At 45.2% G+C, this 25496-nt stretch carries 20 protein-coding genes and 2 pseudogenes; 16 read left to right on the forward strand and 6 right to left on the reverse strand.

The window, feature by feature from the left end; translation table 11 throughout:
• Positions 1-3: 3 nt before the first annotated feature.
• From C6P39_RS22675 to C6P39_RS22700, 6 genes are all read left to right on the forward strand, one after another.
• Entirely contained in the window at positions 4-1713 is a 1710-nt protein-coding gene (locus C6P39_RS22675) for an FtsX-like permease family protein (protein ID WP_104805286.1), read from the forward strand.
• A 201-nt stretch (positions 1714-1914) separates the two neighbouring features.
• Positions 1915-2616 carry a response regulator transcription factor gene (locus C6P39_RS22680; protein WP_104805287.1) on the forward strand — a complete coding sequence of 234 codons (702 nt, stop codon included), beginning with the start codon at positions 1915-1917 and terminating at the stop codon, positions 2614-2616.
• A 2-nt stretch (positions 2617-2618) separates the two neighbouring features.
• A complete protein-coding gene (locus C6P39_RS22685) occupies positions 2619-3542 on the forward strand; it encodes a sensor histidine kinase (protein ID WP_104805288.1) in 924 nt (307 codons plus the stop codon).
• Between the two features lie 158 nt (positions 3543-3700).
• A complete protein-coding gene (locus C6P39_RS22690; RefSeq protein WP_104806028.1) occupies positions 3701-4624 on the forward strand; it encodes an ABC transporter ATP-binding protein in 924 nt (307 codons plus the stop codon).
• Positions 4617-5354 carry an ABC transporter permease gene (locus C6P39_RS22695; protein WP_104805289.1) on the forward strand — a complete coding sequence of 246 codons (738 nt, stop codon included), beginning with the start codon at positions 4617-4619 and terminating at the stop codon, positions 5352-5354. Before C6P39_RS22690 ends, C6P39_RS22695 begins: the two co-directional genes overlap by 8 nt.
• Positions 5355-5364: 10 nt before the next feature.
• Positions 5365-6135: an ABC transporter permease gene (locus C6P39_RS22700; RefSeq protein WP_104805290.1), complete on the forward strand. Its 771-nt coding sequence runs from the start codon at positions 5365-5367 to the stop codon at positions 6133-6135.
• Between the two features lie 212 nt (positions 6136-6347).
• Here the strand turns inward: C6P39_RS22700 and C6P39_RS28220 are convergent.
• The 5 genes and pseudogenes from C6P39_RS28220 to C6P39_RS27605 all read right to left on the reverse strand — a co-directional run.
• Positions 6348-6488: pseudogene (locus C6P39_RS28220) on the reverse strand (cysteine-rich KTR domain-containing protein); the annotation flags it as partial.
• A 7-nt stretch (positions 6489-6495) separates the two neighbouring features.
• A complete protein-coding gene (locus tag C6P39_RS22710; protein WP_104805291.1) occupies positions 6496-7716 on the reverse strand; it encodes a hypothetical protein in 1221 nt (406 codons plus the stop codon).
• Positions 7703-7987: a hypothetical protein gene (locus tag C6P39_RS22715; protein ID WP_104805292.1), complete on the reverse strand. Its 285-nt coding sequence runs from the start codon at positions 7985-7987 to the stop codon at positions 7703-7705. Before C6P39_RS22715 ends, C6P39_RS22710 begins: the two co-directional genes overlap by 14 nt.
• A 4-nt stretch (positions 7988-7991) precedes the next feature.
• Positions 7992-8528: a TetR/AcrR family transcriptional regulator gene (locus tag C6P39_RS22720; RefSeq protein WP_095176400.1), complete on the reverse strand. Its 537-nt coding sequence runs from the start codon at positions 8526-8528 to the stop codon at positions 7992-7994.
• Between the two features lie 78 nt (positions 8529-8606).
• Positions 8607-8783 (reverse strand): hypothetical protein, encoded by a 177-nt coding sequence (locus C6P39_RS27605; RefSeq protein WP_158661672.1) that lies wholly within the window; start codon positions 8781-8783, stop codon positions 8607-8609.
• A 241-nt stretch (positions 8784-9024) separates the two neighbouring features.
• On the opposite strand from C6P39_RS27605, the gene C6P39_RS22725 reads away from it, so the two are divergent.
• The 4 genes from C6P39_RS22725 (at position 9025) to C6P39_RS22740 (ending at position 14053) form a co-directional block, all read left to right on the forward strand.
• Positions 9025-9735, forward strand: a complete 711-nt coding sequence (locus tag C6P39_RS22725) for a response regulator transcription factor (RefSeq protein WP_104805293.1) — start codon at positions 9025-9027, stop codon at positions 9733-9735.
• Positions 9732-10679 carry a sensor histidine kinase gene (locus tag C6P39_RS22730; protein ID WP_104805294.1) on the forward strand — a complete coding sequence of 316 codons (948 nt, stop codon included), beginning with the start codon at positions 9732-9734 and terminating at the stop codon, positions 10677-10679. Before C6P39_RS22725 ends, C6P39_RS22730 begins: the two co-directional genes overlap by 4 nt.
• Before the next feature lie 99 nt (positions 10680-10778).
• Complete coding sequence (locus C6P39_RS22735) at positions 10779-11441, forward strand: ABC transporter ATP-binding protein (protein WP_095176407.1); 663 nt, start codon at positions 10779-10781, stop codon at positions 11439-11441.
• 17 nt (positions 11442-11458) lie between these two features.
• The gene (locus C6P39_RS22740; RefSeq protein WP_158661673.1) at positions 11459-14053 is read left to right on the forward strand and encodes an ABC transporter permease; all 2595 of its coding nucleotides are present in this window, start codon (positions 11459-11461) and stop codon (positions 14051-14053) included.
• Positions 14054-14142: 89 nt separating this feature from the next.
• On the opposite strand, the gene C6P39_RS22745 is transcribed toward C6P39_RS22740, so the two are convergent.
• Positions 14143-15357 (reverse strand): FprA family A-type flavoprotein, encoded by a 1215-nt coding sequence (locus C6P39_RS22745; protein ID WP_104805296.1) that lies wholly within the window; start codon positions 15355-15357, stop codon positions 14143-14145.
• 287 nt (positions 15358-15644) lie between these two features.
• Between C6P39_RS22745 and C6P39_RS22750 the strand changes: the two genes are divergently transcribed.
• The 6 genes and pseudogenes from C6P39_RS22750 (at position 15645) to C6P39_RS22775 (ending at position 25440) form a co-directional block, all read left to right on the forward strand.
• A complete protein-coding gene (locus C6P39_RS22750) occupies positions 15645-16229 on the forward strand; it encodes a hypothetical protein (RefSeq protein WP_104806029.1) in 585 nt (194 codons plus the stop codon).
• A 318-nt stretch (positions 16230-16547) separates the two neighbouring features.
• Positions 16548-17111, forward strand: coding sequence for an alkyl hydroperoxide reductase subunit C (ahpC, locus tag C6P39_RS22755; protein WP_095176413.1), 564 nt, complete (start codon positions 16548-16550; stop codon positions 17109-17111).
• Positions 17112-17184: 73 nt separating this feature from the next.
• Positions 17185-18834 (forward strand): FAD-dependent oxidoreductase, encoded by a 1650-nt coding sequence (locus C6P39_RS22760; RefSeq protein WP_104805297.1) that lies wholly within the window; start codon positions 17185-17187, stop codon positions 18832-18834.
• A 235-nt stretch (positions 18835-19069) separates the two neighbouring features.
• Positions 19070-20691: pseudogene (locus C6P39_RS22765) on the forward strand (bifunctional diguanylate cyclase/phosphodiesterase).
• A 127-nt stretch (positions 20692-20818) separates the two neighbouring features.
• Positions 20819-22096 carry an ABC transporter substrate-binding protein gene (locus C6P39_RS22770; RefSeq protein WP_095173219.1) on the forward strand — a complete coding sequence of 426 codons (1278 nt, stop codon included), beginning with the start codon at positions 20819-20821 and terminating at the stop codon, positions 22094-22096.
• Positions 22093-25440 (forward strand): response regulator, encoded by a 3348-nt coding sequence (locus tag C6P39_RS22775; protein WP_104805298.1) that lies wholly within the window; start codon positions 22093-22095, stop codon positions 25438-25440. Before C6P39_RS22770 ends, C6P39_RS22775 begins: the two co-directional genes overlap by 4 nt.
• Positions 25441-25496: the final 56 nt, after the last annotated feature.

Here is a 25496-nt window from a genome sequence, read left to right on the forward strand (position 1 = left end):
GATATGGCTCTATTATATAAGCAATTAGCGAAACAGATCGGGCGGAATAAAGTATTTGTTCTCCTTCTATTTATCCTGACCTGCCTTACGTCTCTTTCTTTTTTCTTTGTAAAATTCTCCATTGACGGAAATATGGCGATGCTGGATTCCCTGTCTTCTTTAAATGAAAATCAGCAAAAGTACAAGGAGGCCCTGCTTTCCAACACTAGATTAGCTTTTGTTTTTCTTTTGGCTATGACGATGCTTACTGCGTTTGTTTTTATCATGTTTTTCTACCGCTTTTTCCGCTCATCTAAAAAGCAGATGGGCTGTCTGAAATCATTGGGTTTTACAGACCGTGTCTTATGTACATTTTTTGTCTTCTTTACTGCTTGTATAGCTTTGATAGGTGCCGGGGCCGGTATGTTTTGCGGATATTTTCTCTCTGATATCCTGATCCGGGCTAATGAGAAGACATGTTCCGTAAGCGGATTGATAAGAGCAGTCACTCCTATGACTACAACCATTGGCCTGGGAGGTACGATCATCTTTTGTCTTACAGCTTTTCTCAGTTATTTCTTTGTCCGCGGAAAAGAGCCCGGATCACTCATTGCCGGAAAAACAGCGAAGCAGAAGATATCAGGCGGATTGTCTGCCGCAGAACGGATTGTGAAAATAATTCCCGTGAGGGATAAGTTTCCGCTGCGTATTGCCCTCCGGAAACCTCTGGCAGTAATTCTGATCTTTGCCGCTGTAATGGTATGCAATGTCTGTTTTATTCTGGGACGGTCACTGAATATCAGCAGCCGGATGATTCTGGATTCGCAGACAAAAGGACATCACTATGAGTACAACACCGGTTATACGAAATACAAAGAGGAGAGGCTTCCGGCTGATGCACTGCCGTATCTGTTTTGTCATTCCGTGATAGAGACTGGAGAACGGGAGATAGAGCAAAGTGTTTATGGAGTGTACAGTCTGGGGAATATATTTGAATTAATGGATAAAACAGGCAAGACATTACCGGTACCGGAACCCGAGGAAATCTATATCAACCCTGCGCTTGCCGAGCTCTATGATGTCCATATGGGCGATGACCTTACCGTTACCATAGACAGTATCACAACAAGCTATACCGTCCGCGGGATCGCTGAAAACGCACAGCGGAATACAGTGTATGTAAATGCATCTGCGTTATCAAAAGATATCAAAGCTCCAATAGGAAGCTACAATGGTGTGTGGAGTATGAGTCCGGTGTCAGAGGACGGGACCACAGTCAGCAAAACCCAGATTAAACAAGGGCTGGAGCGGGATGCTACATCTAATAAAACAAGTGCCGTCATAAATCAGGTGATTGGCGCGGTCATTGGGTGCATATTGCTTTTTCTTGCCTTGTATCTCAATTTTCAGGATAACCAAAGGGATATATCCATACTGGATCTTTTAGGGTACAGTCAGAAGGAAATCCGCAAAATGCTGATCCACATTTACCGTCCTATGATGTGGACTGCGTTTATTCTTACACTTTTCCCCAGCATTTTGACTGCCAAAGCCATCCAGAAAACATTGTCTCTTGCGATTCATGACTATATGCCTTTTGGAATGGATCGTATGGTACTTCTCTTGCTATTTATTTTCCTGAATGTTCTCTATCAATTGGTAGAATGTGTATTCTCGATCGGCATATTACAGGTTTGTAAAAAGGGAAATCTGAACGAAATTTCTGCCCTATGATGACAAGACGGAAAATTCATAGCACTTTAGGTGATGATGCTTTTGTTGGTATAAAACCTAGCAAAATTATCCGGAGCAGCAGTTAATAGGGAAGGAAGTCTTGTATTCTTCCGGCAAAAGAAATATAATAAGTGCTATAAAATTTATGACCCTGTAGGCTAAAAAGGACTATAGCAGTCAAAGCAAAGGAAGGAACAAAGCATGAAGAAAGTTTTGATCATAGACGATGACAGAGAGCTATGCGCCCTAATGAAAAAATGCGCCGAGCAGGAAAATTTATCTGCTGTCACGGCTCCCGGCGGTGTGGCCGGGCTGCGGCTGGCTGATGAAAACCGGGACAGTCTTTCCCTTGTCATTCTGGATGTTATGATGCCTGACCTGGACGGTTTTCAGGTCCTTCAAAAGATCAGAGAGACAAGTAATGTCCCTGTACTGATGCTTACTGCCAGAAACGAAGAGGAGGATAAAGTTTCCGGGCTGCGGCTTGGTGCGGATGATTATTTGACGAAGCCTTTCAGTATCAATGAACTGATGGCACGTGTCAATTCTCTTATCCGCCGCTATACCACCTTGAACCCGACCATGGAGACAGACACGGAGTGTATGACGCTGAAAGGTATGGTCATTGACAAAACAAACCGTCTTGTCACTGTGCATGACAATATGGCGGAACTTACGGGAAAAGAATTTGACCTCCTTTTCTTTCTGGCGGCAAATAAAGGGCGGGTCTTTACCAAAAAACAGATTTATACCCAGGTTTGGGAGGAGGACTACGCTTTTGATGACAGTAATATCATGTCTTTTATCAGCAAACTCCGAAAGAAGATTGAACCGGACCAAGAGCATCCGTATTATATCCAGACCGTGCGGGGTGTGGGGTATCGTTTTAACAGGGAGGCATGAATATGGATATGAATGGTTATCTTCTTTTGGGATTTGGCCTAGCCCTGCTTTTGATCTTGTATCTTCTTTTGAAGCTGCGCCGCATCAGGGAACAACTCTCTTTGATCAAAGAGGCTTTGGAGGATTTGAAAAAAGGCAATCTCAACCGTCGTGTTCTGGCTTGGGAGAACGATATGACAAAACAGATCTGTTATGATATCAACGAGATTGCCGTCAGCAGCCAATCCAGGCTGATTCAGCAAAAACAGGCAGAGCAGGCATATAAGCGTTTAATGACAAGCCTTTCTCATGACGTGAAGACCCCGCTGGCCTCACTTGTAGGTTATCTGGAAGCTGTCGAAAACGGACTGGTGACCGGGCAGGAAAAAGAGGAGTATATCCATGTTGCCTGTGGTAATGCGTATCGGCTAAAAGATTTTGTCACAACCCTGTTTGAATGGGTAAAGCTGGATGCAGGGGAACAGATATTTCATTTTGAACGTATGGATATCAATGAATTGACCAGGAATATTATTGCTGAGTGGATTCCTGTTATGGAAAGTGCCGGTTTAAATTATGACATTGAGATACCTGAAACAGAGTATGAGATTTCGGCTGATCAAAACGCATTTACCCGTATCCTCAACAACCTGCTGCAAAACGTGATGATCCACAGCGAGGCGGATCATGTGATGCTGCGGATGACAGAGGATACCCGGCAGGCAGAGATTACGGTAACAGATAATGGAAAAGGGATCCCGGAGGATGACCTCCCTCATATCTTTGAACGGATGTATCAGTGCGACGGCTCCCGGTCCGCCAAAGGAAACGGCCTTGGGCTTTCTATTGCAAAAGAGCTTGTAAGTGCCCACAAAGGAACCATTACAGCAGCCAGCACAACTGGCGCAGGAACTACATTTACTATTTTACTGCCCAAAGCCCTGTGATACTACAGGGCTTTCCTGGTGGTCAAAACAAGGTTAAAACAAGATTCCGGCAAGGTTTTGGCAAGGTTCATGTTTTATACTTTTCCTTGTAATTGTTTCTGCTATTATAACGGGTATCACATTAGAAAAACAATTTTATGGAAAGTGAGGTATATCATATGAACGATTTTGTGATTGAAACAAAGCAGCTGACAAAAATTTATGGAAAGCAGACAGTAGTCAGCAATGTCAGTCTCCATGTAAAAAGAGGCCGCATTTACGGTCTTTTAGGGCGTAACGGAGCGGGGAAGACCACGATCATGAAAATGATCTTGGGTTTAACACCCATCACTTCCGGGCAGGTGGATGTATTCGGCAAAAATATCAAAGGGCAGGAAAAACGAGTGTTTCCCCGTATTGGTGCAATGATTGAAACACCGGGATTTTATCCCAATCTGACGGGAACGGAAAATCTGGAGATCTTTTCCAAACTGCGGGGGACAGCCGCTCCACATGCAGTTGAGAACGCACTGAAAGTAGTGGGATTGCCTTATAAAGACAAAAAACTGTTTGGCAAGTATTCTCTCGGAATGAAGCAGCGTCTTGGTATTGCCAACGCTATTCTGCATGAACCGGAGCTGTTGATCTTGGATGAACCAACCAACGGTCTTGACCCTATCGGAATTGCGGAAGTGAGAGAATTTATTAAGAATTTAAGCACGATGTGTGAAAAGACAATACTTATTTCCAGCCATATCCTTTCGGAAATCTCCTTATTGGCTGATGATATCGGCATCATTGACAAGGGCATTCTTTTGGAAGAAAGCAGTATGAGGGAACTGGAAAAGAAAAATCGCAGATATGTCCTGCTGCAGGTATCAGATATTCCGAAAGCGTCACTGATCTTAGAGCGTCAGTTCGGCTTAAAAGACTATTCTGTTCAGGATGACCATACGATACGGCTTTATGATACCTCTCTGGATATAGCGGCCATCAACAAGGCCCTTGTCGTACAGGACGTGGCAGTTATCGGCTCCGGTCTCTACAACGATTCTTTGGAGGACTATTTCAAAAAGATCACGGGAGGGGAAGGCATTGCTTAATCTGATCCAAACAGAATTTATGAAACTACGCCGCAGAAAACTCGTATGGCTGATGCTGCCTGCTGCTCTTATCATGCCTTTTTTCGCGCTGTTATATTTTAAATACCTGGGGAAAACCAATGTAGATCCCTTTCAGTTTTACAGATGGTCCGCCCTTAATTATACCCTTTTGGTCATTCTGCCTGTTATTTTGGGAATACTGTGCACCATGCTTATGTACGATGAAAATCAATATGATATGCTAAAACAACTGTGGATCGTACCAGTGGGTAAAATGCAATACTTTTTCAGTAAATTTTTTGTGGTATTGATTTATTCTGTATGTTTTATGCTGATCACAACCGCTGCCTCCGTCATCTCCAGCGCACTTTCCGGCTGTGTTGCATTTGAATGGGGGAGTGCTTTGCTTTTGCTGAAAATGTGTTTAGAGAATAGTGTGCTCACCGCTTTGGCAATGCTGCCGGTCCTGGCAGTTGCTGCGTCCCAGAAAGGATATATCCTTCCGGTTTGTGTAACCTTGGTTTACGTTTTTATCGGCTTTATTATAGTTCCGGTAAATATGTATGTGCACCCGTTATCCAGCATGACGGTTATCATCATGCGGAACGGCATTGTTCCGGGCATTTTATTTACACAGGCGATCAACATCCCGCTGGCGTTTCTATGCATCTTTGTATGGGATATCGGGGCTGTATTACTAGCAAATATATCGCTTCAAAGAAGGATGTGAGGGGTGGATCATGATAAAATTACTCTGGGCGGAACGTCAGAAGCTTCGCCGTTCCAATATTGTTTGGATCACAATTTTCGCAGCAGTCATGGCAGCAGTGATTGTCTTTGCAGGAGGGCTGGATGTGTATGAGGGGCCGGATGTGCAATATGGTTTAAAAGCTGTGCATGATGGAGTCCGGTTGATCGACAACCCGGCCTGGTATATGGATGAAGTTCAGCCATGGGCAACCTTTTTTGTTCTGCCGGCGGTCATTGCTCTTTTGGGCAGTTATATGATCTGCCGTGAAGAGCAGGAGGACACTATGAAATCCCTGCGGCTGATCCCCGTGGACGAAGCAAAATTAACCATAGCCAAAATGATGATCACATTTCTGTTCAGCATCCTTCTTTATTTACTGCTTTTTGCTATCACATTTTTGACAGAGGCGGTTCTGCATTTTTCTGATCTGTCGGCTGCTTTGGTTATGGGTTCTTTGAAAGAATATTTTCTGGACGGTGTAGGTGTATTCCTTGCGGTCTCCCCCATTATTGCGTTGGTGTCGCGCATGAAAAAAGGGTATTGGCTTGCATTAGTGTACACTGAAATTTATTCTTTTGCCGGATTATTGGCAGGTATGTCCAACATCCTGAAAAATTATTATCCCATAATGGCTGTCTTTAACCTGTCCGGCTACCATATAACCACTGTAGGAAACATATTGAAAAGTACAGTAGTCCTGCTGCTGTGCGGCTTTTTTTCTGTTTTTATACTGAGAGGGCTTCCGCATAGAGAGCATTGACATGCATTCCGGTAAACTGCCGCAATTCCATAAAATGTTGCGGATTTTATCTCTGTGAATTATAATAAAAAATAGTAGAATAATCTGCTCACCACACCGCAAAAAATGGATACCAGGAACTGGAAAAACCGCATAAACACTATGTTTTTGCGGCTTTGCCAGTTCCTGTGGCAGCGGTAAAAAAATCTGTTCTGCCGCCCGTTTGACGCACTAACTCGACGGGGAGAGATAAACCGCCATAGTCTGCATTTCGGACAATAAAGAGGAAAATTTTTCAGTTCTGTATCTGTCTGTATTTATAACCTTGTTTTATTTCCACAAACAGGGCAACGTATCCATTTTGTTTTCTGCATTAGAATATTACCTTTCTGCAATCAAATTTGATGTACATATTTTCATATGGTTATTTACCGTTAGAACGCCCCATGTTTTTTTATTAGCAGGTGAAGCAGGAGGTATAAAAACAGCTTCTGCAATTATATTGCTTTGAATTTTTCCTAAATTGGTAATACTATAACTGTTTTGTGAACCATATCCAAACATATTTCTTCCTACAAATGTTCCCGCTTTACTTGCAAAGTCTCCTAATGTAGATATTGCAACAGCGTCAATCAGTTCTGGCAGCATATGTATATAACAGGCAAGCACAAGCATTTCTTTCTGTGGGTGTTGGCACATATTTATAACTTGTGACGCTGCGCGCTTTGCAAGGGTAATAACATCTTCCCCGTTCTTTTTGACGGAAACGCTAAAAGCAGTAGAATAATTTCCCATTGCCCCTTGTTTGTAGCATTTTGTCTGATTACGAATATCGGCAGCAATCAGCACCTTATCTGTATTTTCTTCCAACATCATCTTTGCAATCAGCCAGTCATTTACAGTAATATTCTGTTGTTTGCATAAAACCAGTATTTCTTCTAACTCCCGATTGCAGACGGTGAGAATTTCCCGCTTTATTTTGTGTTTTTGAATATAGGCTCTTTCAAATGCGCTATATTCCTCATACATAACTTGCTGCCCCTCTTTTTTCCACCTCCTGTTTGCGTCGCCTATAATCAATTTGCTGATAAAAGGTAAATCGCTATTGGGGGGAAGGTCGTTTAAGCCTTGAATTACGTGTTCTGGGGCAAATTGCGGCATTACTCCGTTAGCATAATGTGCTGTAAATTCCTCCACCAGTTGTAAAAGCCCTCTGCCGTCACACAAAAGATGGTGGGCAATAAAAAGTATTTGAAATTCACTTCCTTTTGGATAAACCGCTACTTTTAGCAGACATTCTTTCTTGACATTCCACCCACGGACGGATATTTCTTCATAATCCGGTTGCCACAAAGCAACTTCTTCTTTTACCATTACAGGGATATTCAAGTAATCTTGTATCTGATAATAAATTCTACCAGTATCTGTTTCCTCTGCGATTAAACTTTGCAGAAAGGGGTGCGCTTTCTGCAAAGTGTCTATGCTTTGTATTAGCCGTTCTTCATCATAATTGCTTTCTATTTTTGCCATAATCCCAAAGTGCATATTAGGACACATAAAGTGTGCGCGTTCTGTAAATACATAATTTCTATCTGGTTTCATATTTTTTCTCCAATTCATTATTTTCTCGCATGGCAATATCATTCAACACATTATCTTGATGTGCTTCAATGGCTACTAAGATTAACAAAACGGCAAACATAATTCCTGATAAAAACCAAAAAATGATAGATAACCAGTGCCACTTTGCCACCCAAAATATAATGCCAAATACAAACAATGCGCCAATGATTTTCATCATAATAAGCCCCGGTTCAAGCATATTTAGTTTATATTTATAGCGGTTATCATAGCATATATTCTTATGCTTCATTTCCCTAACCTCCATTATTTTCGTTATGATATAACTTGAAACTTGCACATGCTTCTGTAAGTAGCTGCCTTATTTCTTCGGGTGCAATGTTCGTTGTGTTCGTAGAAACAATCGTTGCGATACCATGCGTAAATATCCATGTTTTTACAAACACTTCTGGTTCAATCGGAATAGGAACGTGCTTAGCCAAATCGTAAAGGCTTTCAAGTCTTGTCCCGCTATTTGACATACATAGAAGCTGAAACAGATTTTTTTCATTTTGAGCCAGTTCCACATACTTTAGTCCCATACTTAAAAAATAGGGAGTTTCTGTATCAGAGGGGTGTTGTAACATGGTTTCTTCAAATAGTTTTTGCGTTTTTTTGTAAACTTCTTCCTTTAGTTCTTCCATATTGCGAAAAGCATGAAACACTGGTTGAGTAGAGCATTTTAATTCACTGGCAAGCAAGCGCGCGGTTACTTTTTCAAAACCATATGCTTTTGTCAGTTCAAATGCTTTTTCAATAATAGCTTCTCTGGGTATCTTAACTTTTGGTGGCATAATTGTCCTCCCGTTAATAACTAAGTTATATATCAATGTTATCATACGCTTCGCAAGGATTTTTGTCAATTCCTACGGCTAAATATTCACCCAATATTCACCATTACGAAAGACGGTATAACGGTAATATAAATTATTTTGACTAACCATTTCTGCGAATGGCTGCGTGATTGCCCCGGCTACAAGGTTTATCTTATCCTTGCCGATTTCGCCGGACGGGAGTATAATACCCTTGTCTAAAAGCTCGTTTTTCATGTCGTCCTCCTGTTCATGCGCCTGAATTTTTGACGCTATTTTGCCGCCCTTGCTCCAAAAGCGGGCTTGTAAAGAGATACGGCGTGGTATAAACAGAGGCGGCAAAAGCCTTGAAGATCAAGGGTTTCTGCCGCTTCCTATAAAGACTTGTGAGAAGTAATAAGACGATTTCCGTCTATAAAATCAATAAAAAATAAATGCACCGCCTGGGCGGTGAAGTAAGGCGGGGAATAGAGACTAAATGGATACGCATTCTAAAAAAAATATATTGATTGTGGAAGATGACCGGAAACTGAATAATGGAATCCGTCTTGCCCTCAAAGGGCAGGAGTATCACTGTCTGCAGTGTGAATCTGTCACTGACGGAAAGGCAGCACTTGAGCAGGAAAAGGTAGATCTGATCTTGCTGGATATTAATCTGCCGGACGGAAATGGGATGGACTGGCTGGTGGAGATTCGGCAGCGCAGTGCCTTGCCGGTGATCCTCATCTCAGCGAATAATATGGAGATGGATATTGTGACAGGTCTGCAGCTGGGGGCAAACGACTATATCACAAAACCTTTCAGCCTGATGGTCCTTCGGGCAAGGATTGAAGTCCAGTTCAGGGAAACGGAGGCTGAAAGTCCGGAGATCTTCCAGACAGATAATTATTATTTTGATTTTCGGAAAATGGTTTTCCGGGTGGATGACAGCCCCGTGGAACTGAGCCGGACCGAACAGAGACTCCTGCGGAAATTGGTGGAAAACCCCGGCGCGGTTTTAACAAGAGAAATCCTGACGGATGAAATATGGTCCGGTGATTCGGATTTTGTGGAGGAACATGCACTTACTGTGGTGATAAAAAGGCTGCGGGGAAAGCTGCGGGAATCGGAGCATCCGGCGTCTTATATTAAAACGGTTTATGGCATTGGCTACGCATGGGAGCGGCAGGAAAAGGGTAAAAGGACATGAATACAACGGTTATCATAGGAATCTGCGTGTGTATTATCATCTGCCTTCTGGCAATGCTGGCCGCTGTCATAGCGGCCTGCAGACTGCGCGAGAAAAAACTGCTCAGGCGCCTGCAGGAAATGCTGGAGGATGCGGTTGCAGGTACTTTTTCAGAGGGAAAGCTTATGGATACGGGGATTTCGGAACTGGAGAGTGCCATGTGGCGGTTCTTGAATGACAGCCAGTTGTCCTCTGTTCAGCTGGCTGAACAAAAACAGCGGATCCAGTCTCTGATCTCTGATATTTCACATCAGACAGTCACGCCCATTGCAAATATTAAAATATATGCGGAACTGCTGGGAGAACAGCAGGAAAAATGGAAAGCAGGGGACAGCTCTGTAAAAGAGGATATCGCGGAGGAGATTGAAGCTGTCATTGACCAGGTGGACAAACTGGATTTTCTCATAGGATCACTGGTAAAGCTGTCACGGCTGGAAAACGGCATTCTGGAACTGGAACCAAAAAGATGCTGTATCCGGGAAGTCTTGTCTGCCATTAACAGACAGTTTCAACCCAAGGCGCAGCAAAAGGGGATCACCCTTGTAATAGATGACTCCGGGGAAGAGGCAGAGTTTGACCTAAGGTGGACCATAGAAGCCGTGGGAAATATTGTGGACAATGCGATAAAGTATACACCAGAAGGAGGAACCGTATCGCTGCATGTAGTCTTATATTCCATGTTTCTGCGTCTGGATGTGGCAGACACAGGAATCGGAATCGCAGAGCAGGAGCAGGCCTCTGTCTTTACACGTTTTTACCGTTCCAGGAAAGCTGCGGAGCAGCCGGGAGTGGGGATTGGCCTGTACTTTGCAAGAGAAGTGCTGCGCAGGGAGAGGGGATATATCAAGGTCTCATCAGAGCCGGATAAAGGCTCCGTCTTTTCCGTTTTTTTATACAGAGGATAATGTGTCAGTTCTGATATATTCCTGACACGGGTTGGAAATATTTTTATGGTATAGTCTGTATTGTAATAATACAGGCTATTTTGCGTGAAGGAGATAATCATGGTGATTTTACAGGCAAAAGATCTAAGGAAAGTATTCGGCAGCGGGGAATCGGAGGTGACGGCCCTTGACGGTGTGAACCTGACTGTTTTAAAAGGGGAGTTTGTGGCAATTGTTGGGACCTCGGGCAGCGGTAAATCCACCCTTCTTAATCTGCTGGGCGGCCTGGATGTTCCCACAAGCGGAAGCGTGATCATGGATATGAAACAGCTGGAACAGCTCAGTGACGATGAATTGACTATTTTCCGCAGAAGAAAGATAGGGTTTATTTTCCAGCAGTTTAATCTGATCCCCATGCTGAATGCGTGGGAAAATATCATTCTGCCGCTGAAGCTGGATAATAAAAGGGTGGATAAAAAGTATATCCAGGATATTATTGGGATACTGGGACTGGAAAAGAAATGCGACAGCCTGCCGGGGCAGCTTTCAGGCGGACAGCAGCAGAGGGTGGCGATTGCCAGGGCAATGGCAATTAAGCCATCCGTGATCCTGGCTGATGAGCCTACCGGAAATCTTGACTCTAAAACCAGCCAGGATGTACTCGGAATCCTGAAAGTGACCAGTGAGCAGTACCATCAGACAATCGTTATGATCACCCACAATGAAGAGATTGCGCAGATGGCTGACAGGATCGTCCGAATCGAGGATGGAAAAATAGTTTGATGATGGGGAGGAGACCAATGGAAAGACAGGAAGAGGCAGACAGCAGGTTATGTCTGCGGCATCGTTTTATGAGGAGCTATAAAAAGAATACCCTTGCCTTATTATCCTGCTTTGTACTCAGTGTAACGCTGATCACATCCTTATTGATCCTGGTCCACACGAATCATAAGATGGAAAATATTCAGGGTAAGATGCTTTTTACGGATTCTGACTGCAGCATAAATGAAATTGATGGCAGCAAGGTGGAAAAGCTGGCTTCTGACCCGGATTTGGAGTGGTATGCAGTGAAGCAGCTGGAGTATCCGGAATATCAGAAGGATTTTCAGGACAATCGCCTGGAGCGGGGGGACAGCCGCTTTATAACGCTGACCGCCATCGTAGAAAAGGGAAGACTGCCAAAGACGGAGCATGAAGTGGCAGCAGAGCGCTGGGCACTTTTAAATATGGGGATAGAACCCGTATGCGGGCAGGAAGTGGAGATATACAGCGAAAAGGAAAACCGTACAGAGACGTATAAAGTAGTCGGGATCCTGTCGGATGTGCCGAGCAATAAAAAATACGGGGTCAAAACGCTCTATGCACCTATAAAGTCCGGGGGAGAGGACAGCTTTTCTGTGTATGTCCGTTTCCGGGATGGAACGGATTACGATAAAGAAGTAAGCAAAGTCTGCAGGGATTTGGGCATAGAGAAAAAGCAGGTGAAGAAATGTCCCGGCAGGGAAGATATTCAGGGGTTATGGCTGACTGACTTTAAGTTTATCAGTGTACTGCTTCTGATCACTATGATCGTCTTTTATGGGATATTTCAGATCACTATGATGTCGCGGAGAAATCCATATGGGATCCTGAGGGCGGTGGGTATGCAGGCAGGCCAGCTTAGGAGGCTTATTTTGTCGGAAATGTATGAGATATATCTTCTCAGCATTCCGGTAGGAGGAATCCTGGGTATTGGCATTGCATTGCTTATTTCCGAATTATCAGGAGACAGCAGTCAGGAAATTTATCTGAATAATAAAAAAATTTCATTTGCACCTGTTATCCCCATTTGGCAGATCGCGGTCTGCATCGCAGTCATTGCACTTCTGATCGGACTTGTGGGATATTTTACAGGGAAAAAGATCGTACGTGAGCCGGTGCCGGATCTGATCGCCAACCATGGGAATAAAGTGAACCTGAGTGTCCTGTTCATGCGTCATTTTCACTGGAAAAGAAACGAGGACAGACACGGAAGGGCATATACATTGTTCTCACTTGGCAGCAAATATATTTTAAAGGAGAAAAAGACTTCAATTTTTGTTATACTTACCATATGTGCCGGGGTTACCTTGTTTACAGGTCTGGCCTATCAGACAAAGATAGCAGAACACTACCGGGAAGATACGGCAGAGATGTATTATTTAAACGGGCAGTACGAGATGGGGACACTGCATATAAACAGTACGGCAGATGGGGTATCCAGGGAGTGCGCAGAAGAGATATCCTCTTTGGAGGGGTTCCGCAGTATAAAGACCCAGGCCGGAATCCCGGTTCGTGTGATCGATGATAAAAAGATCAAGAGAAATGATGCCTATTATAAGGAGAGGAATGAAGCGTTCCTGAAATATCAGGGGTATCCCCTCGCCGGAAATGACGGGAAGGATCAGATTTTTAAATCGCTTATCTATGGGTACAATAAAAATGCATTGTCGGAATTAAAGAAATATGTGATAGACGGGAATTTTGATGAAAACGGATTAAAAGATGATGAGATCATTCTTTCCATCCTGCACATGGATGACACGAAGAATAATCCGTATCCCGGAAATTATAAGGAAGGTACCCCGCTGATGCAGTACCGGGCAGGGGACGAGATCCAGGTCAAGTACCGCAAAGATTTTGACACCGGGCAATTGCCGTATGAACAGTTGACCGATACAGAGGCCCAGTATTGTTACAAAACTTATAAAGTGGCAGCGGTCGTTTCCTTTGCCTACATGTATGACTGCAACATTACCGTGTACCCGCTTTTGATCACCAGCGATGATCAGGTACAGAAGCTGTGCCCGGACAGTCGTTTCCAGCGCATATACATGGACGGAGAGGAGGACCTGACAGAGAAAGACCGGGATAAATTGGAACGGAAGCTGATTCAGCTTGGCAATCAGTTTCAGGGGATATCCACCCGGAGTATGATTTCTGATATCCAAAAAAATGAGGTGCTTTTCCGGAAACAGATGGTATATGTGGCAGGGATCGCAGTGATTTCTTTTATCCTTGTATTGATAAACATAATCAATAACCTGAGTTACCGGATGCAGATAAGAACACAGGAGATCTGCATGTTCCGTGCCATAGGCATGAGTGTAAAAATGATCCGCCGCATGATGATATTTGAAAATACCATGCTTGGGCTTTGTGGCGCGGTACTGGCATATTTCTGCTCCATTCCTGTACTCCGGTATCTGTATAGGCAGTCCGATATGAGGGCCTTTGGCCACAAATACCAGTTTGACTATCCGGCCTTTTTCATGATTTCCGCTGTGGCGGTTTTACTGTGTATCCTGCTGGCCGGCCGCCTGTCAAAAGACTGGAAAACGAAAAAAATCATGGAGCAGATGAATAAGGTAGTTTAATAAAAATTAAGTTTCTGCAGAAGAATGCAGCCATGAAATTTATGATCGGGCATACGCTTTACAGCGGATGCCCGATCATTATCTTTGGTCTATTCTGCATCTGCCTGAAGGGAGGCAAGAATACTTTCTTTCAGCTCATTGAGCTTGTCCATAGAATCCCCTTTCAAAGCGGATCTGATGGTGACTGCAGGTTCCAGTATCTGCATCTGCTTCATTTCTTCCAGTAATGTTCTTATCTGTTTGGTACTGGTCGGTGCCCAGGTGCCGTTTTCTATGAGACCAATGGTCCGGTTCTGGAGATTCAGGGCCTTCATATCATGGAGCAGATTCAAAGTGGCCGGATAGATCCCGCCGTTGTAAGTAGGTGACGCGATCACAAGATGGCTGCAGCGGAATGCCTCTGCGATCAAAGTGGAGATATGGGTGTTTGAGATATCGTAGACAGCCAGATTTCTCACGCCTGCTTCTGCCAGTCCGGCGGCCAGTATGTTGGCAGCGTTTTCCGTATCTCCGTACATGGAAGCATAAAACAGTGCCACAGCCTGTTCTTCCGGCTGATAACTGCTCCAGTGGGCATATTTGTCCAGGAGGTACTCCAGGTTTTCTCTCCAGACAGGGCCGTGGAGAGGGCAGATCATACGGATATCCAGTCCGGACAGTTTTTTCAGCGCGGATGTGACCTGAACGCCGTATTTTCCCACAATATTGCTGTAATAGCGCCGTGCATCAGGCAGCCAGTCTTTGTCAAAATCCACCTCATCGCTGAACAAATGTCCGTTCAGTGCACCGAAGCTTCCGAAAGCATCTGCGGAGAAAAGGATTTTTTCGCTTTCCTCATAAGTAACCATGACTTCCGGCCAGTGTACCATAGGTGCGAAATAAAAACGCAGCGTATGCGCACCAAGGGAAATCGAATCATTTTCCTTTACGGTGATGGTCTTGCCATCCAGATCTGTGTCATAAAACTGTTTGGCAAATGCCAGAGTTTTGGCATTCCCCACAACTTTCAGATCAGGGAACCGCAGCAAAAGTTCTTCGATATTGGCACAGTGGTCCGGCTCCATGTGATTGATGATCAGATAGTCCAGAGGACGTCCGTCCAGGACATAGTAAATATTTTCCAGGAACTGATGGGTAATAGAGGCATCCACTGTGTCGATCAATGCTGTTTTTTCATCTGTGATCAGGTAGGAGTTGTAAGAAACACCCCGCGGTATGGGAAACAGGTTTTCAAAAAGTGCCAGTCTGCGGTCATTGCCGCCTACCCAGCTTATTGTGTCATTCAATTTTCGCGTGCAGTGCATAAATGATTGCTCCTTTCGTAGAGAAACTTTCATAAAAATATGTATTTTATTTATGTACGTTAGAATTTGCTAACTTATAAAAGGATATAACATTTTTCAGCAAAAATCAATAGAACCAAAGGAACATCTTATGGTTTTCTTAAAAAACAAAATTGTGGTATAATAAAACAAAAGATACCGGACGGGCAGGACAGCGCGCGGAGCCGGAAAACGATGAAAATAAAGGAACATCAAAAAACATAAGATGCATTCTGCTTTTAAACAGTGCAGAGAGAGAGGGAATAAGCATGGGACTGATCCGTTACGAAACATATCCGAAACAGATACTTATTGGAAATGTGCTGCTTATAGTCTGCTGTGTTTTTTACCTGGCGTGGTGGCTGCTGGCGTTTCGGCCTGAGAATCCTGTCAAAGGAATGAGATCAGGCTGGCTGCTCCTGCCTGCGGCGGTGTCGGGGCTTTTGTCGGTTATTGTGTTACTGAGAGGTATGGAGGCGGTACCCCGTTACAGAGAATTGTATTCCGGCGGCATTATATTGTGGGGCGGAATCGCAGTGTATTTTATTTTGCTGGCAGTTACCCTGTTTTGCTTTAAAAGGCCGGTGACCACAGAACTGTTATTGATCGTGGGGTGGGCGATGCTGGCTCTGGCTGAAATCAATGCTCTGTATTCCTGCCAATGTTTTTCCTGGGGCGCGGCTGTTGTATTTATAATTGTGATCGGTATAGCGGCGGTCATCAGTCTGGTCTGTTATGTGCGTTATTATCATCTGGACAGCGGTGCGCGCTATTATGACGGCATGGTACCCTTATGGATGGCTGCACTGGTGATGTTGGGGATCACGATTGTCATGGTGACCCGCAGAAAATGAAAAAATTTCCTAATATATCCACTTGCTTTTGAAAAGCAAGTGTGTTATATTAACAAATAGTTAGTAATAACTAACTGCTAACCACTAACCACTAGCTGTCAACCATACACAATCAAATCGCATACATGATTTCCGTCTTATTGGAGTCAGAAGTATTTCATAGACTGGCTGCACCCCGGAGGATGTGGAAGAAATGCCGGGAATGATTTGACACCATACAGACAATAATAAGACTAGTGCTCCATCCGGTCAGAAACATGACAGATGGAGCACTGGAAAACAGTACATCACTAACAATACATCACTAGGAGGTAATATATGTCATTAATAAACAAAGAAATCGGAGACTTTACTGTCCAGGCTTATGCGGACGGGGATTTTAAAACAATAACAAAGGCAGATGTGATTGGAAAATGGAGTGTATTCTTTTTCTATCCTGCTGACTTCACCTTTGTTTGCCCCACAGAGCTGGAAGACCTGGCAAATAAATATGAAGAGTTCAAAGGCATTGGATGTGAGATTTACAGTGTCTCCTGCGATTCCCATTTTGTGCATAAAGCATGGCATGACGCATCCAAAACCATTCAAAAGATCAAGTATCCTATGCTGGCAGACCCCACCGGTGCTCTGACAAGAGACTTTGAGGTGATGATCGAGAAGGATGGTATGGCAGAGCGGGGAAGCTTCATTGTGAACCCGGAAGGAAAGATCGTTGCATATGAAGTGATCGCCGGCAATGTCGGAAGGAATGCGGATGAACTGTTCCGCCGCGTGCAGGCATCTCAGTTCGTAGCTGAACACGGAGACCAGGTTTGCCCTGCAAAATGGCAGCCAGGTGCAGAAACTCTGAAACCGAGCCTCGACTTAGTTGGATTGATCTGAGCATTCTCAGAAAAACAGAACCCTCCCATCTCGTCCTGAGGTGCGGAGGGTTTTCAATAAGAAAGGAGATGCCATGCAGACAGAAAATGATCTATATGACCTGGCAATCGTCGGAGGCGGTCCGGCAGGTCTCTCTGCCGCTCTTTATATGGCCCGTGCCAAATACAGAGTTATCGTTCTGGAAAAAGCGGAGATTGGCGGACAGATCACCATAACCTCTGAGATCGTGAATTATCCGGGAGTGGAAAAAATAAGCGGAAAAGAGCTGACAGGGAACATGCGCCGTCAGGCAGAGAAGTTCGGCGCAGAATTTGCGGCTGCCCAGGTACTTGACATGGAGCTTGCAAAAGATATCAAGGTCCTGCACACCACCAAAGGGGAATATAAGGCTCTGGGCGTGATCCTGGCGACCGGTGCGAATCCCCGGAAGCTGGGATTTAAAGGAGAGCGGGAGTTTCAGGGCAGAGGTGTTGCCTACTGTGCCACTTGTGATGGTGAATTTTTCTCCGGCCTGGATGTTTTTGTCATCGGAGGCGGATTTGCTGCTGTGGAGGAAGGGATTTTCCTTACAAAATATGCGAAAAAGGTGACCTTAGTTGTGCGGAAGAAAGAATTTTCCTGTGCCGGGACGGTTTCTGACCAGCTGAAAAATTTTGGGAATATAGAGGTCCTTTTTGAGACAGAGCTATTGGAAGTGGGGGGCCGGGATATGGTCACTTATGCCAGATTCAGAAATAACCGAACACAAAAAGAGTGGGTCCACGAGGCAGGGGAGGATCCCGGATTCGGTGTTTTTGTATTTGCCGGATATGTACCCAATACAGACTGGATCGGTGCGGAGGTGGAAAAGGATCCCCATGGATATCTGCTTACAGACCACAGCCAGAAGACCAATCTGGACGGTGTTTACGCAGCGGGGGATGTATGTGTGAAAGCTCTGCGCCAGGTTGTGACTGCGGTATCGGACGGGGCCGCTGCTGCTACATCCCTGGAAAAAGAAGTATCCGAACTGCACAAGAAATTAGGGATTCCCGAGCTGGTTACAGAGAGAAACACACCGCAGCCTCAAAAAGCAGAGTCTGCTGCGGCCCATGAGGGGAGCGGGGAAGGATTTCTCAATGATGCCATAAGAGGACAGCTCCAAGAGGTATTTGGAAAGTTCAGGCAGCCTGTGGTGCTAAAAGCCTGGCTCAATGAGGAACCCTTGTCAGGTGAGATCCTTGGCTTTCTGCGGGAACTGGAAGGTGTCAGTGATAAACTGACCTGGAAAAAGGCAGGAAATGAGGAATCGGCAAAAGGCCGCATCCTGCCCTCCATAGAGGTGTGTTACCCAGACGGCAGAAGCAGCGGGATCTGGTTCCACGGAGTCCCGGGAGGCCATGAATTTAATTCCTTTATTATTGCCCTTTACAATGTGGCAGGACCGGGGCAGGCGATTGGACAGGAAATCAGAGAAAAACTGGAAAAGCTGGACAGTCCGGTCAATATAAAGGTCCTGGTATCCCTGTCCTGTACCATGTGCCCGGAGACGGTCATGTCCGCGCAGAAGGCCGCCGCTGTATCCGAATACGTGGAGGCCGAAATGTTTGACCTGGCACATTTTCCAAAACTGAAGGAAAAGTATAAAGTGATGAGTGTCCCCTGTATGATCCTCAACGATGAAAAAGTATACTTTGGAAAAAAGGGAATTGGTGACATTGCTGATATTTTGAATAAAAAATAATTTATCAAAAATATGATGCGGAGCAGAAAAAGGCTGAGGCTGTTTTCTGCTCTTTTCTTTACGCAAATAGGCATAATATTACAGAAAACCACCTGGTAAAGACAAATAAATTAAGTTATAATGTATTTATTAAGGTGCACAGGAGGTTGCCATGCCTAATTTAATTAAACAAACGGAATTTTCAGCCGGTGTATTTTTGGATCTGCTTTCCGAGACGACAGATGATTATCTTTATATGTGGGATATCCAGAACGGGACTTTTTACATATCGGAAAATGCATACGAAGATTTTAATGTAGACCGGGGCATAGAGGAGGATGTGGTTGCTGTCTGGGGAAGCGTGATGGTAGCGGAAGATTTGCGGCTATGGCTTGAGGACCTGCAGCTTATCCAGGATGGTGTCAAGGACTATCATGATATGGAATACAGGGTTTATCGAAAAACTGGACAGATCATATGGGTATCGTGCAGGGGAAAAGTGAAGACCGATGAACAGCACCGGCCCCTTTTTATGCTTGGCAGGATTTCCAACATTGGTAAGCAGAACAAATTCGACAATGTTACAGGACTGATGAACAGAAACCAGTTTGAACACGATATCTGCCAGGTCTTAAAATGCGGGAAACGTATGCAGGGAGTCATGGTGGTCCTGGATATAGACAATTTTAAAAATATCAATGAAAAATATAGTTATGCTTTTGGTGACAGGGCACTCAACATGATCTCCACACGCATATCAGAACTGCTTCCCCCGGGATGCCAGATGTACCGTTTGGACGGCGATGAGTTTGCCTTCTGGATGGAGGGTGGTACCAGGGAGAGCATCCAGGAGATCTATGATAATATTCAGTTGTTCGTTGCCAATCAATTTACTGTGGATGACCAGACACTGCTCATATCTGTTTCTGCCGGGGCCTGTGTGATACCTGGAGATGGACGGACCTATCAGAAATTATTCAGGCACGCGGAAAATGCAGTGGAGATCGCGAAGATGAACGGAAAGAACCAGCTTGTGTTCTTTTCCAGGGAAATGTACAACAGAAAGCGGAAGATCATGGAACTGCAGGAAAGTCTGCACACCTGTGTAAACAACGGATGCAGTGAATTTGAGCTGTTTTATCAGCCCCAGATCGATGCGGAAGATAAGAGAGTAGTGGGAGCGGAAGCCCTGCTGCGCTGGCATTCCCCTGACCACGGCGAGGTCTCGCCTATTGAATTCATTCCTCTTCTGGAAGAGAATCATCTGATCATCCAGGTGGGAAATGGGTATTGGAGGAGGGCGCAAAGCAGTGCCGGGAGTGGCAGAAATATAATCCTGATTTTACTATGAGCATCAATGTGTCTTACATCCAGTTGAAAGAAAATGCCCTGCTGGAATATCTGAAAAACGAACATGTGCCCAAGGTATCCGCAAAAAATCTGATCCTGGAGCTGACAGAGAGCTGCTGGGTGCCTAATCTGCATTTCCTGAACCAGGAATTTAAAGATATGCATGAGATGGGATACGGAATCGCCATTGATGATTTTGGGACAGGTTATTCTTCTCTGAGCCACCTCAAGGAACTGCCGGCCAATGTCATTAAGATAGACCGCAGCTTTATCAAGGGTCTCTGCAAAGACAGTTATGAGTATATTTTTCTGGAGTATATTGTCAAGCTGGCACATATCATTCATTTAAAGGTCTGTGTGGAGGGTGTGGAGACAAAAGAAGAGTTTGAGACAGTTATGCAGGCTTCACCGGATTATATACAGGGATTTTTATTCGGAAGGCCTGTGAGTGCCGGCGAATTTGAGAAACTTTATTTTTCGGAGGAGGGCGGCACTGTTTTATCACTGCCTCATAAGACAGCAGAATAGGGGTTACAGATTGATTGCACATTTTGCACTCTTATGTTAGAATGAAACATATATGAGCAGAGTCTGCGATGTTCGGGTGACTGTCATACATATACAGAACATAGAGGGACAAAGGAGTGCGGACTGGATGAGAAGAAGAGAGTGTGTACTGCTTTCGCTGGTGATATGGAGCAGCATTTTTACACTTGGCGGATGCGGTGAAAGAAATACCGTGACAAATTATCAGGAGTTGCCGGAGAATGTTACATCCATAACTTTTTTTGGGAATAAATATGAGCCTGAAAATGTAACGGTCATTGAGGAGATCATATCCGGATTCATGGATGAGAATCCGGATATTCGTGTGTCGTATGAAAGTCTGAAGGGGAATGAATATTTTGAGGCTTTGAATAAGAGAATGGATGCCCAAAAAGGTGATGATGTTTTTATGGTGAATCACGATGTGGTGCTGGAGCTGGAGCACGAGGGAAAACTTGCGGAGCTGTCAGGGCTGGATTCCATATCAAACTACACGGAGGCCATGAGGGGGCAGATGGAGGATGACGGAGGTATTTACTGGGTTCCCACTACAGTGTCTGCGTTTGGTCTGTACTGTAATCTGTCCCTCCTGAAAGAACATGAACAGGAGGTTCCGGAGAATCTTGAGGAGTGGGAACAGGTATGCAGTTATTTCGTAAAAGAGGGAATTACACCTGTGATCGCCAACAATGATATTTCTTTAAAAACACTGGCCATTGGAAAGGGATTCTATTCCGTATATCAGGACAACAGCCAGGCAGAGGTGTTTGAACAGCTCAATCAGGGCAAGGGAAAGCTCAGTGATTATCTGGCCCCCGGTTTTTCTCTGGCGGAGGATATGATCACCAAAGGATATATCAAAGCAGCAGCAGCTTTGGAGACGAATAAGACTTCCGATGATCTGGCGGAGTTTGTCAGGGGGAAATCCCCGTTTATGCTGACCGGAGCCTGGGCTGCCGGTCGGGTGAAGAGTATGGATCCGGAATTTGAGTTTGAGGTGGCGCCCTATCCGGTATTGGAGGATGGTTCCCTTCTGGTCATCAATGCGGATACCAGGCTGGGTGTGAATGCGGACAGTGAACACCTGGATGCTGCACTTCAGTTCGTTGAATATTTTACCAGGCCGGAAAATATACAGAAGTTTGCAGACCAGCAGTCTTCCTTCAGTCCCTTAAAGGGTGGTAGCCCCTCCTCTGTCCAGGAGATCCAGCCTCTGATCTCCTGTTATCAGTCTGGAAAAACGGTGATAGGAACTGACGGGCTTTTAGAACTTCCCATATGGGAATGGACAAAAGAGGTTTCTGTCAAACTGCTCTCCGGGGAGACTCTGGATGAGACGATGGAATGGATGGATGAACAAAATGCCGCAGAAAGGGGATCACAGTGATTCAAAACAAAGAAGCTTCAGGCATAAAGAAAAAGACGGCACTGGCTGCAGTGCTGGTGGGTAGTGTACTTTTCCTTCTTACTTTTCTTTTTGTGCAGGGGGTTAAAAAACAGCTCTGGGAACAGTCGATCAATACGATCATGGAGAGCACCCGGCAGGGATGCAGCACACTGAAGGTTCAGCTTGGGAAAAATTATGAGTCTATGGATACCATAGCCGGTTATGTGGAGCAATATACAAAGGAACAGGAACAAGAGCTGGCTGATGTGATGGAAGATTACAGTAATTTAGAAAGCGGTGTGCAGCTCTATCTCTCAGACGGCACCTGTATTCCTAAACAGTCCGAAAAGGATGAAGCGGTAGAGAAGGCCCTGCAGGATAAGAAGCAGGATTCCGGAATCCTGGACCCCCATATCAGCAGTGTTACGGGCGTCAATGTTTTTGAACTGTTTGTCCGGGTAAAACTGCAGGATGATACCACCGGATACCTGATAAAACAGTATGAGGTGGAGAGTATTGTGGACAGTTTCAGCCTGTCCTTTTACAATGATGCCGGATTTTCTTATGTTGTCAATACCCAGGGGGATGTGCTGATACGTTCGCCTCATCCGAACAGTAATAAAACGGTCCAGAATCTGTTCGATATGCTGCCGGCCGCCCAAAATGAGGAGGCTGGTATTACGGAATTCCGGCAGTCTCTGGAAGACCTCCGTACCGGGTGGGCTGTTTTTTACTATCAGGAGGAGGATACGGTTTTTTGCTATACGCCTCTGAAGCTGGATACGGACTGGTATCTCATATCTATCATACCTAAGCAGGTGGTGGATGCACAGACCAATGTTATCCTGCTGCGCTCTCTGGCACTTATTGCCAGTATACTGGTGGGGATTTTCTTGCTTTTTGCATTCTACCTGCACTATGTAAATAAAACCAATAAAAGGCTGAGAAGCCAGGCGAATTATATCGGACATTTATATAATGCCATTCCGGAGGGCGTTGCTCTCCTAACCGTGGATCAGCCCTATCATCTGCTTCAGCTGAACAGAGAGGGACTGCGCCTTTTGTCTTATCCGGACAGCGCCTCCAATGATGCGCCCAAAGGGGTCAGCCTTCAGGAAATCATCCATCCGGATGAATATCAACAGGTAATAAGACTTTCTAAAGTAAAAGCGGACAGGGATAATAAGCATATATTTGAAAACAGGGTCATGAAAAAAGACGGCACGTACTTCTGGGCTGCCGGGATCGTTGAGAAAACTCTGGACGAAAATGAAAATCCGGTTTTGATCGCGACCTTCCATGATGTGACGGAGGAAAAGTTAAGAGCAGAGGAAGCAGAGAGACAAAAGCTTCAGGAGCGTCTGACTTTGGTAGGGGCGATCTCCAATGCCTATCCGGTTATCATCAGTGTGAACCTTACAAGAGATTCGCTTGGATTTATCTATATCGACCCGGCACTGAAGCTGAATATAGGAAAACAGGAAACATACAGTGAACTTTTTGAAGACATGCTGCATACCATACATGAGGACAGCCTCAGTGATTATATCAGCCGGTTTGCCCTTAAAAATCTAAGAGAGGTGCTGGGGACAAAAAAAGAAGTGTTTATGGAAGCCAGGCAAATGTTCACAGACGATGTCTACCACTGGACCTCCACACAGATCATCCATGTGGATAACCCGTATTCTGAGGACAGGCTGGCAATCCTTATATCACGCCGTATAGATGAGCAGCGTTATGAGGAGGAACAGCAGCGTCAAGCGCTTCAGAGTGCCCTGGACAATGCCATGGCGGCCAGCAGGGCAAAGAGTCAGTTCTTGTCTAATATGAGCCATGATATCCGGACCCCCATGAATGCCATTGTGGGAATGGCAGCTATCGCGGCAGCCCATCTCAACGACAGGGACCGTGTGGCAGAGTGCTTGAAAAAAATCGGGCTTTCCAGCAAACATCTGCTCAGTCTGATCAATGATGTACTGGATATGTCAAAGATCGAGAGCGGAAAACTCTCCCTAAGATATGAACCGTTTAATTTCGGGGAGCTTATATCTGAACTCACGGAGCTTTTAAAACCCCAGGCAGACGCAAACAGGCTGAACCTGGAAGTGGAGCTTACCAAACTGCGGAATGAAAAGGTCATCGGAGATCCTCTGCGTGTCCGGCAGGTATGCATCAACATTCTGAGCAATGCTATTAAATATACGCCTGCAGGGGGAAACATCCATGTGACCGTGACGCAGAAAGCAGGGAACCGCAAGGGTTATCTGAATTATGTATTTTGCTGTGAAGATACCGGAATCGGCATGAGCGGAGAATTTATAGAACGGATCTTTCAGCCGTTTGAGCGCGCTCAGGATTCCACAAGCAGCAAAGTTACCGGTACCGGGCTTGGCATGGCTATCACAAAAAATGTAGTTGATCTGATGAACGGTGATATCCAGGTGGAGAGTACACCGGGGGCAGGCTCTGCATTTACGGTGACACTTCCTTTGAAGCTGCAGGAGAACGGGGAGGAGGAAGTGCCCCAGGAGTGGATCGGTGTGCGCTGTCTCATGGTGGATGACGACAGACTTATCTGTGAAAATGCGGCGGAACTGTTGGATGATATGGGACTCAGAGCTGAATTTGTCACAGACGGCAGCACTGCTGTCCATAAAGTCCTGCAGGCAGAGAAGAAGGCAGACCCCTATGGCCTGGTGATCGTGGACTGGAAGATGCCGGATATGGACGGAGTGGAAGTGACCCGCCGTATCCGAAAAGTTATAGGAGCCGGGATTCCCGTGATCGTACTGACTGCTTACGACTGGTCAGAGATAGAGCGGGAGGCTGTGGAAGCCGGGGTCACAGCATTTTTGGCAAAGCCGTTTTACCATGCAAAGTTGTGCGGCCTGCTGGAGGAGCTCAGCGGCGAAAAGTCACCAAAGGAAATGATGCGGCCTTCTGTCAGAAAAGATTACTCAGACAAAAGGATCCTGCTGGTGGAGGATAACGAGATCAACAGAGAGATTGCCCGGGAACTGATTGGGGAAACGGGAGCAAGGATAGAGGAAGCGTGTGACGGGGAGGAAGCCGTGAAGATGGTATCAGATTCCGGGGAAGGGTATTATGATATGATACTCATGGACATCCAGATGCCGCAGATGGACGGATATGAGGCTACCAAAATAATCCGCGGGATGGACCGGGAGGACGTGAAAAAAATGTCTATTATAGCCATGACTGCCAACGCATTTGCTGAAGATGCACATGCAGCTATCCGGGCAGGCATGAATGCCCATTTTCCAAAACCCATAGACATGGATGCCCTGGATAAACTTCTGTATCAATACCTGGCAGCGGAATAAGGAACGCCGGGGTACATTCTCTGAAGTTTAGCATATTGTGATAAGCACCCAAGAAA

It is taken from the genome of Blautia marasmi, from assembly GCF_900258535.1.
Lineage (GTDB): Bacteria > Bacillota > Clostridia > Lachnospirales > Lachnospiraceae > Blautia > Blautia hominis.

Excerpts from the sequence above, each read along its gene's own strand:
- C6P39_RS22675 (WP_104805286.1), top strand. The coding sequence starts at position 4 with ATGGCTCTATTATATAAGCAATTAGCGAAACAGATCGGGCGGAATAAA.
- C6P39_RS22680 (WP_104805287.1), top strand. The coding sequence starts at position 1,915 with ATGAAGAAAGTTTTGATCATAGACGATGACAGAGAGCTATGCGCCCTA.
- C6P39_RS22685 (WP_104805288.1), top strand. The coding sequence starts at position 2,619 with ATGGATATGAATGGTTATCTTCTTTTGGGATTTGGCCTAGCCCTGCTT.
- C6P39_RS22690 (WP_104806028.1), top strand. The coding sequence starts at position 3,701 with ATGAACGATTTTGTGATTGAAACAAAGCAGCTGACAAAAATTTATGGA.
- C6P39_RS22700 (WP_104805290.1), top strand. The coding sequence starts at position 5,365 with ATGATAAAATTACTCTGGGCGGAACGTCAGAAGCTTCGCCGTTCCAAT.
- C6P39_RS22710 (WP_104805291.1), bottom strand. The coding sequence starts at position 7,716 with ATGAAACCAGATAGAAATTATGTATTTACAGAACGCGCACACTTTATG.
- C6P39_RS22715 (WP_104805292.1), bottom strand. The coding sequence starts at position 7,987 with ATGAAGCATAAGAATATATGCTATGATAACCGCTATAAATATAAACTA.
- C6P39_RS22720 (WP_095176400.1), bottom strand. The coding sequence starts at position 8,528 with ATGCCACCAAAAGTTAAGATACCCAGAGAAGCTATTATTGAAAAAGCA.
- C6P39_RS27605 (WP_158661672.1), bottom strand. The coding sequence starts at position 8,783 with ATGAAAAACGAGCTTTTAGACAAGGGTATTATACTCCCGTCCGGCGAA.
- C6P39_RS22725 (WP_104805293.1), top strand. The coding sequence starts at position 9,025 with ATGGATACGCATTCTAAAAAAAATATATTGATTGTGGAAGATGACCGG.
- C6P39_RS22730 (WP_104805294.1), top strand. The coding sequence starts at position 9,732 with ATGAATACAACGGTTATCATAGGAATCTGCGTGTGTATTATCATCTGC.
- C6P39_RS22735 (WP_095176407.1), top strand. The coding sequence starts at position 10,779 with ATGGTGATTTTACAGGCAAAAGATCTAAGGAAAGTATTCGGCAGCGGG.
- C6P39_RS22740 (WP_158661673.1), top strand. The coding sequence starts at position 11,459 with ATGGAAAGACAGGAAGAGGCAGACAGCAGGTTATGTCTGCGGCATCGT.
- C6P39_RS22745 (WP_104805296.1), bottom strand. The coding sequence starts at position 15,357 with ATGCACTGCACGCGAAAATTGAATGACACAATAAGCTGGGTAGGCGGC.
- C6P39_RS22750 (WP_104806029.1), top strand. The coding sequence starts at position 15,645 with ATGGGACTGATCCGTTACGAAACATATCCGAAACAGATACTTATTGGA.
- ahpC (WP_095176413.1), top strand. The coding sequence starts at position 16,548 with ATGTCATTAATAAACAAAGAAATCGGAGACTTTACTGTCCAGGCTTAT.
- C6P39_RS22760 (WP_104805297.1), top strand. The coding sequence starts at position 17,185 with ATGCAGACAGAAAATGATCTATATGACCTGGCAATCGTCGGAGGCGGT.
- C6P39_RS22770 (WP_095173219.1), top strand. The coding sequence starts at position 20,819 with ATGAGAAGAAGAGAGTGTGTACTGCTTTCGCTGGTGATATGGAGCAGC.